This is a genomic window from Pseudomonas sp. MEJ108, from assembly GCF_030208985.1.
Taxonomy (GTDB): domain Bacteria; phylum Pseudomonadota; class Gammaproteobacteria; order Pseudomonadales; family Pseudomonadaceae; genus Aquipseudomonas; species Aquipseudomonas fragariae.
Window position 1 is genome coordinate 102,756 of record NZ_JARVSW010000025.1, and the last position, 10,550, is coordinate 113,305.

At 62.5% G+C, this 10,550-nt stretch carries 11 protein-coding genes; 5 read left to right on the plus strand and 6 right to left on the minus strand.

From position 1 onward, the window contains the following. Nucleotides 1–5 precede the first annotated feature (5 nt). The 5 genes from QRN50_RS13475 to QRN50_RS13495 form a co-directional block, all read right to left on the minus strand. On the minus strand, nt 6–644 hold the full coding sequence (locus tag QRN50_RS13475; protein ID WP_096126998.1) for a DUF4136 domain-containing protein: 639 nt from the start codon (nt 642–644) through the stop codon (nt 6–8). 19 nt (nt 645–663) lie between these two features. Beyond that, entirely contained in the window at nt 664–1,413 is a 750-nt protein-coding gene (locus QRN50_RS13480) for a methyltransferase domain-containing protein (RefSeq protein WP_004407968.1), read from the minus strand. Beyond that, nucleotides 1,410–1,715: a MazG-like family protein gene (locus QRN50_RS13485; RefSeq protein ID WP_004407969.1), complete on the minus strand. Its 306-nt coding sequence runs from the start codon at nt 1,713–1,715 to the stop codon at nt 1,410–1,412. The genes QRN50_RS13480 and QRN50_RS13485 overlap by 4 nt, the downstream gene beginning before the upstream one ends. Nucleotides 1,716–1,836: 121 nt before the next feature. Next, the gene (locus QRN50_RS13490; RefSeq protein WP_024650722.1) at nt 1,837–2,694 is read right to left on the minus strand and encodes a MaoC family dehydratase; all 858 of its coding nucleotides are present in this window, start codon (nt 2,692–2,694) and stop codon (nt 1,837–1,839) included. Nucleotides 2,695–2,724: 30 nt separating this feature from the next. After that, entirely contained in the window at nt 2,725–4,080 is a 1,356-nt protein-coding gene (locus tag QRN50_RS13495) for a 3-oxoacyl-ACP reductase (protein ID WP_096126999.1), read from the minus strand. Between the two features lie 108 nt (nt 4,081–4,188). Between QRN50_RS13495 and QRN50_RS13500 the strand changes: the two genes are divergently transcribed. The 3 genes from QRN50_RS13500 to QRN50_RS13510 all read left to right on the plus strand — a co-directional run bounded on the left by QRN50_RS13500 (nt 4,189) and on the right by QRN50_RS13510 (nt 7,360). Then, complete coding sequence (locus QRN50_RS13500; RefSeq protein WP_024641337.1) at nt 4,189–5,466, plus strand: acetyl-CoA C-acetyltransferase; 1,278 nt, start codon at nt 4,189–4,191, stop codon at nt 5,464–5,466. A gap of 185 nt (nt 5,467–5,651) precedes the next feature. Next, the gene (locus QRN50_RS13505) at nt 5,652–5,930 is read left to right on the plus strand and encodes a hypothetical protein (RefSeq protein WP_011266537.1); all 279 of its coding nucleotides are present in this window, start codon (nt 5,652–5,654) and stop codon (nt 5,928–5,930) included. 32 nt (nt 5,931–5,962) lie between these two features. Next, nucleotides 5,963–7,360 carry a DUF726 domain-containing protein gene (locus QRN50_RS13510; protein ID WP_096127000.1) on the plus strand — a complete coding sequence of 466 codons (1,398 nt, stop codon included), beginning with the start codon at nt 5,963–5,965 and terminating at the stop codon, nt 7,358–7,360. A 7-nt stretch (nt 7,361–7,367) separates the two neighbouring features. Here the strand turns inward: QRN50_RS13510 and QRN50_RS13515 are convergent, their stop codons facing one another. Further along, on the minus strand, nt 7,368–8,396 hold the full coding sequence (locus QRN50_RS13515; RefSeq protein ID WP_011266539.1) for a bile acid:sodium symporter family protein: 1,029 nt from the start codon (nt 8,394–8,396) through the stop codon (nt 7,368–7,370). 85 nt (nt 8,397–8,481) lie between these two features. Between QRN50_RS13515 and QRN50_RS13520 the strand changes: the two genes are divergently transcribed. Next, nucleotides 8,482–9,285: an AraC family transcriptional regulator gene (locus QRN50_RS13520; RefSeq protein ID WP_011266540.1), complete on the plus strand. Its 804-nt coding sequence runs from the start codon at nt 8,482–8,484 to the stop codon at nt 9,283–9,285. 244 nt (nt 9,286–9,529) lie between these two features. Further along, entirely contained in the window at nt 9,530–10,426 is an 897-nt protein-coding gene (locus QRN50_RS13525) for a PA4780 family RIO1-like protein kinase (protein ID WP_003318655.1), read from the plus strand. The last annotated feature ends 124 nt before the right edge of the window (nt 10,427–10,550 follow it).

The window sequence follows — 10,550 nt, forward strand, 5'->3', positions numbered from 1 at the left end:
AAGGGTTACGAAGGCGGGTAGGCCGCCAGAGCCTGTTGCACGGCCTGCCGCAATGCACTGCTGCGGTCGGCCAGATTGTTGCTGGCGCGCGCATCGGCACTGGCGCTCCATACCGGCTGGCCACTGCGCGCGTCAATCAGGTTGATCTGCACCACCATGACCTTTTCCTGATAGGTGCGCACCACCGGCACATTGGCGTAGCCGCCATAACCGGGCCGGTAGCCATCGTAGCGGCCATAGCCCATGCCGCCCCCGTAGTAGGGATCGTAATCTTCACGCACCTGGCGCAGCCGGGTTTCCTGCCGGGTCGTGGCAGCGACGTACAGGTCTGCCGGCTGATTGCCGCGAGCCGGTCGCAAGCCACGCTGGTCCAGGCCGTTGCTCACGGCTTCGACCACCTGCGCCGAATCCACCCATGCGGTACCGGGCGGCAACTGACCGTTGAGCCAGCCCCAGGAGCGATAACGCCCATAGTCACGCGGGGGCGCAGGGTAGGCGCTCATGTCCAGCGTTCTTGCCGCCTGCGCGGGGGCGGGAGGCATGGGCAGAGAGCTGGCGACATACGGATTGTCGCTCTGGCAGGCGCTGATCCCGAGCAGAGCGGTTCCCAGCAGCACGGCAAATAAGGCAGAACGGTGTTTCATGGTGGGCTCCGCAGTGATGTCAGACCGGACGGCACATCCAGTGAAGGTATCGACCCAGCCCGGCAAAGGCTGGATGACGCCGATGCGCCAGTTCCATTTCCAGCAGATCCGTCAGCTCGGCCCGAGCCTGGAATTCAACCGGCATGTAATCGTGAAATACCCGCACCCCGCTACGCGTTTCGACTTGCCACAGGCCTTCAAGTTGCGCCGCCAGTTCCCGGGGGTCGAGCGGTTGCTGGGGCGTCAGGCTCTGTTTTTCTCCGGCCATGTCATTTTTGCGCATCTTGCGAAAATGGCCCTTCAACAGGTTGCGATAGACCAAGGCATCGCGGTTGTAAAACGCCAGCGACAGCCAGCCATCGTCCTTGGTCAGCCGGCGCAGCACCGGGAGGATGCTGTGCGGCTCGGCCAGCCATTCCAGCACGGCGTGGCACAGCACCAGATCATAAGTGTCGCTCAGTAACTCGGGCAGCGCCTGCCACGGGGCCTGAATGAAGGTTGCCGTCTGTCCGGCATCGGCGAAGCGCTGGCGTGCGCCTTCGAGCATCGGCTCGGCGGGTTCGGCCAGGGTCACCTGATGACCCTGTTCGGCCAGCCATAACGACATGTGGCCCAGCCCGGCGCCGATATCCAGTACACGAAGCGGTCGCGCGGGCAGGTTCTCGGTCAGGTCGGCCTGCAGTACTGCCAGACGAATGGCACCCTTGGCACCGCCATAGATCTTTTCTGCAAAACGGGTCGCCAGCTGGTCGAAATGCCGATCACTCACTTGGCAAATCTCCGCTCGCTGTCAGCCAGCTTGTTACGCACCACCGCGTCCATGTCCAGGCCCAGTTCGCTGCACAGCAGCAACAGGTAGAGGACAATGTCGCCGACTTCCTGGCCGGCGTGCTCCAACTGGTCGGCAGGCAGCTCGCGGGACTGGTCTTCGCGCAGCCACTGGAATATTTCCACCAGCTCGGCCATCTCCACACTGGCAGCCATGGCCAGGTTTTTCGGGCTGTGAAATTGTTTCCAGTCATTCTGGTCGCGGATGCGGTGCAGGCGTTGGGTCAACTCGTCGAGGTTCATCATGCTCTCCTGAAGACGCATAGCTTCAGGGGGAACGGGTCGCCAGGCAAGTGGGCGTTGAGGTTTGTTCAGCCGTTGATGGGAGCAGGGCTCCCGTCAGAGGTGTTCATCCGGCTGTGCGTCACTCGCTGACAGGCTGCCAGCTACCGACCATATGCACCATGCCTTCCTGGCCTTCGACACGGAACTGGCCCTGCGAGCCGGCGGCACTGGCCGACAGCGTCACGTCGGCAGGCAGGCGTACAGGCTTCTGGAACTGCACGCTGATCTCGACATTCGAGGCCGGCAAGTGCTCGCCCAGCGCCGCGAGCGCACGGGCCTTGAGCCACATGCCGTGGGCAATGGCGCGAGGGAAACCGAACAGCCTGGCGCTGGGGGCGCTGAGGTGAATCGGGTTGTAGTCGCCCGACACCTTGGCGTACTCACGGCCTATCTGCGCCGTTGCCCGCCAGCCTTGCAGCTCGCTGAGCGGCAGCGGCGCGGCTTCGGGATAGCTCACCGGGCTGTCTTCCAGGTGCACGGCGGTGCACAGCAGGGTGCTTTCTTCTTCCCACAACAGCCCCATGCCGTCTTCGGCCTGAGTGACCAGGGTGAACGTCGCACCCTTGGCGTGCGGGCGCAGATCGGTGGCCTGAACACTGATGTACAACTGGCTCACCCCGCCCAGTGGACGATGCGTGCGGGTGCGATTGGCGAGGTGAATCAGCCCCAGCAGCGGAAACGGAAAGTCTTCGGAGGTCATCAATTGCATTTGCAACGGAAACGCCAGCACGTGCGGATAGGTCGGAGGCAGCAGGCTGCTCTCTTCGAATCCGCAGACCTTGCGGTACGCTTCAAGCTTGTCGGTATCGACCGCGATCCAGCTGCGCAAGCCCAGATCGGGTAGCTGCATCCCGGTGACCTTGCGCCTGAGCGCTGCCTGGATGAACAGGTTGGACAGGGGCTGCAGGGAATTGAGGTAGCGCCAGTGAGCCGTCATCATCCATCTCCTTGAATTCGATGCGGGTGCTTAAGCCCCGATCACGTTTTGACCACATACACGTAGAACCTGACCGCTCACCGCGCCGCTGCCCGGCTGGCTGAACCACGCCACCGCTTCGGCAACGTCCTGTGGCGAGCCGCCCTGACCCAGCGAACTCATGCGCCGCCCGGCTTCACGCAGGGTGAACGGCATGTGCGCGGTCATTTTCGTTTCGATGAAGCCCGGCGCGACGGCGTTGATGCTGATGCCGCGTGACTTGAGCCCGGGGGCCATGGCCCGTGCAAAACCGATCAGACCTGCCTTGCTGGTGGTGTAGTTGGTTTGCCCGCGGTTACCGGCGATACCGCTGATCGAGGCCATGAGCACGATCCGCGCGTTATCCTTCAAGGCTCCCGCGTCGAGCAGTACTTGAGTCAGCACTTGCGGCGCACTGAGGTTGACCGCCAGTACCGAGTCCCAGAAATCTTCCGGCATGTTGACCAGCGTCTTGTCGCGCGTGATGCCGGCGTTGTGCACCAGTATGTCGACGCCGTCGGGCAGGTGTTCGAGCAACTGCGCCGGGGCATCCGCCGCGCAGATATCCAGCGCCAGGGCCTGACCGCCAAGCCGTGAGGCGAGTGCTTCCAGCTCGTTCCTGGTTTGCGGCACATCCAGCAGGATGACCTGCGCTCCGTCACGGGTCAGGGTTTCGGCGATTGACGCGCCGATGCCGCGTGCCGCGCCCGTCACCACTGCCTTGCGCCCGGCCAGCGGGCGGGTCCAGTCCTGCACCTTGCTCGGACAGGCACTGAGGTGGACGAACTGGCCGGAGATGAACGCAGCCTTGGGCGTGAGGAAGAAGCGCAGGGCGCCCTCCAGTTGATCCTGCGCGTCGTCATCCACCTGCAGCAACTTGACCGTTGCGCCATTGCGCACTTCCTTGGCCAGCGAGCGGCTGAAGCCTTCGATGGCCTGTTGAGTGCTGGCCGCCAGCGGATCAGTGAGTGTCTCGGGTGCCTTGCCGAGAATGACCACATGCGCGCAGTGATCGAGATTGCGCAGCAGCGGCTGAAAGAAGTCCCGCAACTGCCTGAGCTGATCGGTGCGCAGGATCTGGCTGGCGTCGAAAACCACTGCCTTAAGGCGCGGTCCCTGATTGGACACCCACGTCGTGGCACCGGGCATGTCGCTGCCGAAACTGTACAGCGAGTCGGTCAGGCGGCTGGCGAACTGGCGGACCTGATCCCCCATCGGTCCTGCGCTGATCAGCAGGGTCCCTTCGACGGGGCGCAGACGTCCGGCCTGCCAGCGCTCCAGGTGAGTGGGGGCGGGCAGACCGACGGCCTTCACCAGGCGCCGACCCATGTCGGAGTTGGCGAAATCAATATAGCGATCTGACGGCATGGAACACTCTCCTGAAGTCGGGGTTCAAAGGAATGGACCACGGTGGCATGACGTTTGTTCTTGCGATCGACACGGCTCATTCATTCGCTTGAAGAAAGGGAGTTTTCCATGACGCATCCTCGTCGGGTCGCCATCGTCGGCGGTAACCGCATTCCGTTCGCGCGCTCCAATGGCCCTTATGCCAAGGCCAGCAATCAGGACATGCTCACGGCTGCTCTGGAAGGGCTGATCGAGCGCTTCAATCTGCATGGGCTGCGCATGGGCGAGGTGGTGACGGGCGCGGTGCTCAAGCACTCCAGAGACTTCAACCTGACCCGCGAATGCGTGCTCGGCTCGCGGCTCTCGGCACAGACCCCGGCCTACGACATTCAGCAAGCGTGCGGTACGGGGCTGGAAGCGGCGTTGCTGGTGGCCAACAAGATCGCTCTGGGGCAGATCGAGTGCGGCATTGCCGGCGGCGTGGACACCACGTCCGATGCGCCGATCGGCGTCAACGAGGGGCTGCGCAAGATCCTGCTGCAGGTAAACCGCAGCAAGACGCCCGGTGACAAGCTCAAGGCCCTGATGCAGTTGCGTCCACACCACCTCAAACCGGAGCTGCCGCGTAACGGCGAGCCGCGTACGCGCTTGTCGATGGGCCAGCATTGCGAGCTGATGGCGCAGACCTGGGGCATAGAGCGCGGGCCGCAGGATCAACTGGCGCTCGAGAGCCATCTGAAAATGGCCGCGGCCTACGCCGAGGGCTGGCAGGATGATTTGATGACGCCGTATCTGGGGCTGATCCGTGACAACAACCTGCGCCCGGACCTGACGCTTGAAAAACTGGCCAGCCTCAAGCCCGCGTTTGAGCGCAGCGCCAAGGGCACCTTGTCGGCGGGCAATTCGACACCGCTGACCGATGGCGCGTCGGTGGTGTTGCTGGCCAGCGAGGAGTGGGCTCGCGAGCGGGGCCTGCCGGTGCTGGCCTACTGGCGCGACGGCGAGGCCGCAGCGGTGGATTTCGTCAACGGTGCAGAAGGGCTGCTGATGGCGCCGGTCTACGCCGTTCCGCGTCTGCTGGCCCGCAATGGCCTGACCCTTCAGGACTTCGATTACTACGAAATCCACGAAGCCTTCGCCGCGCAGGTGCTGTGCACCCTCAAGGCCTGGGAAGACGCCGACTACTGCAAGACCCGTCTGGGGCTGGACGCGCCGCTGGGGTCGATTGATCGCAGCAAACTGAACGTCAAGGGCAGCTCACTGGCTGCCGGCCATCCGTTCGCCGCGACCGGAGGCCGGATCGTCGCCAATCTGGCCAAGCTGCTGGATGCGGCAGGCAGCGGACGTGGATTGATTTCCATCTGTGCCGCAGGCGGCCAAGGCGTGACGGCGATTCTGGAGCGTTAGGCAAATGCTGGGGTCATGGGCATAATCCACAACTGACTTACGCAGAGCATGGGCACTATCGCGGTCTACCTGACGACTATCGTTCCTCACGCTCCTGCGTGGGGATGCATGTCGTGGCGCTCCGCGTCACACCCGTGCGTGGGATGATCAATCAGCATTATTGGCCTGTAACGTTGAGGTAAGGCATGGGGTTCATTATTGGCGTATCGGTACTGCTGATTCTGATCGGCACCGTGTTCTATCTGTTCGACAAAGGCGCGCGCACTCGCTGGCTGAGGCCTTATATCGGGCTGATGCTGATCGGTTTGCTGATCGGCGGGATGGGCTTGCTGGTGGGGCTGGTCTCCGATGAAATAGAGGTTTATTTCCTGCTGGTGGCCAAATGGGTCATCGCGGTGACCGGTATCATGTTCTGCCTGCGACTGATCGTACTGATCGCCAAGCGCTTCATCGCCAGCAATTGAGCGTGCAATCCGCCCATGTGTGACAGGACAACGTGGAAAATCATTTCAAGTTTCTGACCCTGCCCAAGACCTCGGGCGAGGTCGCCAACGTCTTCATTCATGGCTACTCGTCAGGGCATGATCTGGATGACCGACGCCTGTTGGCCAACAGCATCCCCGGCGCCTTGCGCCAGAGTGTGAACATTCTGGCGTTCTGGCCATCCAGCCATTTCACCCAGATGGACAACCGTTCCCGTGGCCTGCTGATGGCGGCTGCCCGTGTGCACCCGCTCGCGGGCGCGGCGGCGCTGGCGGGGGACCGGGTCGTTCACTTTGCGCGTATCCGCAACCGTGCCCGCGACATGGGCAAGGTGCTGTTGGCGCAGCTGGATCGCTACCTGTTCGAACATCATCCCGACGTCAGGCAGGTCAACCTGATCGGCCATTCACTGGGCGGCCGGCTGCTGGTCAGCGCGCTCAAGGAGCTGCAGCAGACACCCGAACACGGGCTGGTGGTGGGCGACGTATTGCTGATGGCCGCTGCCGTACGCATCGATGCTGCCGAGGCCGAGCGGCTCAAGCAGAAAATCAGCGGACGGCTGATCAATGCGTACTCCACGGAAGATCATGTGCTGTTGCTGAATCTGGGCGAAAAGAGCCTGGGACGTACGCCGGTCGAGCACTTCGAGAATGTGCGCATGCGGGGTTATCGCCATCAACATTACTGGCAGCGCTTGCAGGAAGTGCTGATTGCCACTCGCTTCAGTGGCTGTGAAGGGCTGGAAACCGGCGTTGCGGTGCTACCGACAATGACTCGCGACCCGGTTCTGCAGGACGTCTGGCTGCACAGCGTTCTGGCCCGTTCGCCGGACTACGTGCTGGAGGCTGCCATCAAGCATTTGCGCAGCAGTCGCTGGACGCGCCTCAAGGCCACTGAAGCGGACCGCACTTACGCCTTCGTGCGCGAATTCCAGCTGGTCGCCGGGCACTTTCTGATCAATGCCGCCCGGCGTCGTGGCGTGCCCTATACGCGAGTGCTGGGCATGCTGGCGCGGCAATACGGTCTGGGCGATGCGCTGCACCAGTGCGCGACGGTGGTCGAAGTGGAAGAGCTGCTGCTCAGAACGTTCTTTCGCCATGCGTTCAACAGCGCGCACCCGCTGGTGCAGATGCCGCGTGCCAGTGTCCGCGCGATGAGCTGGGATATCTATGCCGCGCATGTCGATGCACTGGCCGAGCGCCTGACCGTGGCGGCGTTTTTCAAGACCGCGCAGCCCGACGAGGCGCCCGGCGCGGTCAAGGGCTTGCTCGGTGCAATTCGCCAGGCCCCGGTGCAACGCTTGCTGACGCACTTCGGCACTGCGCTGCGGCCGGGTTATTCCGCACTGATCCCCACCGTGGCGATCGTCTTCTACGCGCGCGTCACGCTGGATGATGACGCGCTGATGTAAGCCGCAATCACGCGGCTTGAGCTTCTTCCAGGGCGGCGGCCGAAAGCTGCTGGCGATGACGACTGGCGTAGCTCTCGGCGATGATCGAGCACACGATCAGCTGCATCGGGTGGTAGATCATGATCGGCAACAGAATCAGGCCAAGCCCCGGATTGCTGCCGAAAATCAGCGCAGCCATCGGCGCGCCTGCAGCAAGGGACTTCTTGGTGGCGCAGAACACCGCCGCGACCTTGTCGGCATGATCGAACTTGAGCACCCGCGCCGTGCGGGTGGTCATCAACAGGATCACCGCCAGCAACAGCGCGGTGCCGATGAACGCGGTCAGGATCACGCTGTTGCCCTGGCTTTGCCACATGCCGGAGATCATCGAGTTGCAGAACGCCGCATACACCAGCAGCAGAATCACCAGCTTGTCGATCAGGTTGGTGTATTTCTTGTGACGGGCGAAGAACTTGCCCAGCAGCGGCCGCATTAACTGGCCAAGCACCAGTGGCAGCAGGAGCATGGCGCACAGGTCGAGCAGCGTATCGCCCAGATCGATCCCGCCAGCGCCGGTGCCGACCACCAGGCTCACCAGCCACGGGGTGATGAAAATCCCGATGACACTGGACATGCTGGCGTTGAGAATCGCTGCCGGGACATTGCCGCCTGCGCTGCCGGTCAGCGCCACAGAGGAGGAAATGGTCGAGGGCAGGGCGCACAGGTAGAGGAAGCCCAGCATCAGCAGCGCTGGCACCTGCGAGCCCAGCAGCTTGTTGCACGCCAGCCAGATCAGCGGGAACACCACGAAGGTGAAGACCTGGATCATCACGTGCAGGCGCCAGTTGGTCAGGCCTTTCTTGATCTGCTCGCTGGACAGGTTCACGCCATGCAGAAAGAACACTACGAACACGCCGACCTTGATGACGTACTCAGCGTGCATGCTGCCGCCGGTAGCCCCGAAACGCGGGAAGAAGTAGGCGAGTACCGTCGCCAGCACCATGCCCCAGAGGAACCAGTCGGTGGCGACGCGCTTGAAGTGTTTGAGTGATTGCATACGGGGGCCGGAGAACTTTTGTAAACAGAGAGGCGTGCAGGCTACTCTGTTGCTCCATAGCCGTCTTGCGACATAAGGCCATAAGATGCCGAGTAACGGACAGATCAATCAGCGGCAGCTCACAGGCGAACGGCAGATACCGGCCTTGTCCGGCCTGCCGCGCCCGCTGTATGCCCGTGCCGAAAGTCTCAGCGCCGGTTCCTGGACGCCGCCCCATCGCCACGACTGGGTGCAGTTTTCCTACGCGATCAGCGGGGTTCTGGGTGTGCATACCGCCGAGGGCAGTTTCTTTGCGCCGCCGCAGTGGGGCGTCTGGGTGCCTGCCGGGCTCGAGCATGAGGTGGTGACCTCGATGCGCGCCGAAATGCGCAGCCTGTACATTCGCACGGCAGATTCGGGGTGGGCACCGCAGCGCTGCAGGGTACTGGAAGTCACGCCACTGGCCCGCGAGCTGATCAAGAGCTTCTGCCTGTTGCCCGTGGATTATCCCGAGCAGGACAGCCATGAGGCGCGGCTGGTGCAGGTGCTGCTGGATCAACTGGCGCAACTGCCCGAAGTGGGTTTTTCACTGCCGTTGCCACGTCATCCGCGTTTGCTGGGGCTGTGCAATGAGTTGATCGAAGAGCCGGGGCGCTTGATCACCCTGCACGACTGGGCCGCCCGCCTCGGGACCTCCGAGAAGACCCTGATGCGCCTGTTTCAGCGCGAAACCGGATTGAGCTTTCGTGGCTGGCGGCAGCGGGCACGGCTGCTGTCTTCGCTGTCTGCACTGGAAGAGGGCGCCAGTGTGACGCGGACCGCGCTGGCCTGCGGTTATGACTCGACGTCAGCGTTCATCGCAGCGTTCAAGGGGTTGTTCGGCCATACCCCCGGTGACTTGTTCAAGTAAGGCGTGGATGCCTTGTGCACTAACGAGTGCATCTAACGCTGTTTTTTCTGCTTTTACATGTTTTGTCCCGGAATATCTTTCACCGGCTGTACGGCACGAAAGGTGCTTTAAACCGGGGGATTGCGTGGTTTTTTCTTAAAAAACCTTTCAATCCACAGGGGGTTACCCCTACTCGCTGGCGGAGGATTGCCGTATAACGGCAACAATCGCGTATCTGGCAACAAAGGACCCACAATAAAAGCTGATGAAAACTCCTAAACGCATTGAACCCCTGATCGAAGACGGTCTGGTCGACGAGGTGCTGCGCCCGCTCATGAGTGGTAAAGAGGCAGCTGTTTATGTGGTGCGTTGCGGCAATGAGCTGCGGTGTGCCAAGGTTTACAAGGAGGCTAACAAACGCAGTTTCCGTCAGGCGGCCGAATATCAGGAAGGTCGCAAGGTACGCAACAGCCGTCAGGCCCGCGCCATGGCCAAGGGCTCGAAGTTCGGGCGCAAGGAAACCGAAGACGCTTGGCAGAATGCCGAAGTGGCTGCGCTGTTTCGTCTGGCCGGCGCAGGTGTCCGGGTGCCCAAGCCGTACGACTTCCTGGAAGGCGTGCTGCTCATGGAACTGGTAGCTGACGAGTATGGCGATGCAGCGCCGCGTCTGAACGACGTCGTGCTGGAGCCGGATCAGGCGCGCGAGTATCACGCATTCCTGATCGAGCAGATCGTGCTGATGCTGTGTGCCGGTCTGGTGCACGGTGACCTGTCCGAGTTCAACGTGCTGCTGGCGCCGTCCGGCCCGGTCATCATCGACTTGCCGCAAGCGGTCGATGCCGCGGGCAATAACCACGCGTTCAGCATGCTGGAGCGCGACGTCGGCAACATGGCGCTGTACTTCGGCAGATTCGCGCCGGAGCTCAGAAAGACCAAGTACGCCAAGGAAATGTGGTCGTACTACGAGGCAGGCACCTTGTCGCCCGCCACGGTGCTGACCGGTGAATTCGATGAGCCTGAGGACGAAGCCGATGTGGGCGGCGTACTGCGCGAAATCGAAGCCGCCCGCCTCGACGAAGCCCGCCGCCAGGCAGCTCGCGCGGCAGACGACGCGCCACCGAGCAAATCCACCGAAGAGCCACCGCCGCCGTGGATGCAGTAAGGCCCTTTCGCGAGCAAGCTCCCACAGGGAGTGCGTGTGGCAGGCGCTCCGTCGAGTGATGCAGTAAGCCCCTTGTGGGAGCGAGCTTGCTCGCGAAGACGATGTATCAGGCGCACTGTTTTCG

Excerpts from the sequence above, each read along its gene's own strand:
- QRN50_RS13495 (WP_096126999.1), bottom strand. The coding sequence starts at position 4,080 with ATGCCGTCAGATCGCTATATTGATTTCGCCAACTCCGACATGGGTCGG.
- QRN50_RS13520 (WP_011266540.1), top strand. The coding sequence starts at position 8,482 with ATGCCGAGTAACGGACAGATCAATCAGCGGCAGCTCACAGGCGAACGG.
- QRN50_RS13490 (WP_024650722.1), bottom strand. The coding sequence starts at position 2,694 with ATGACGGCTCACTGGCGCTACCTCAATTCCCTGCAGCCCCTGTCCAAC.
- QRN50_RS13500 (WP_024641337.1), top strand. The coding sequence starts at position 4,189 with ATGACGCATCCTCGTCGGGTCGCCATCGTCGGCGGTAACCGCATTCCG.
- QRN50_RS13485 (WP_004407969.1), bottom strand. The coding sequence starts at position 1,715 with ATGAACCTCGACGAGTTGACCCAACGCCTGCACCGCATCCGCGACCAG.
- QRN50_RS13505 (WP_011266537.1), top strand. The coding sequence starts at position 5,652 with ATGGGGTTCATTATTGGCGTATCGGTACTGCTGATTCTGATCGGCACC.
- QRN50_RS13525 (WP_003318655.1), top strand. The coding sequence starts at position 9,530 with ATGAAAACTCCTAAACGCATTGAACCCCTGATCGAAGACGGTCTGGTC.
- QRN50_RS13475 (WP_096126998.1), bottom strand. The coding sequence starts at position 644 with ATGAAACACCGTTCTGCCTTATTTGCCGTGCTGCTGGGAACCGCTCTG.
- QRN50_RS13515 (WP_011266539.1), bottom strand. The coding sequence starts at position 8,396 with ATGCAATCACTCAAACACTTCAAGCGCGTCGCCACCGACTGGTTCCTC.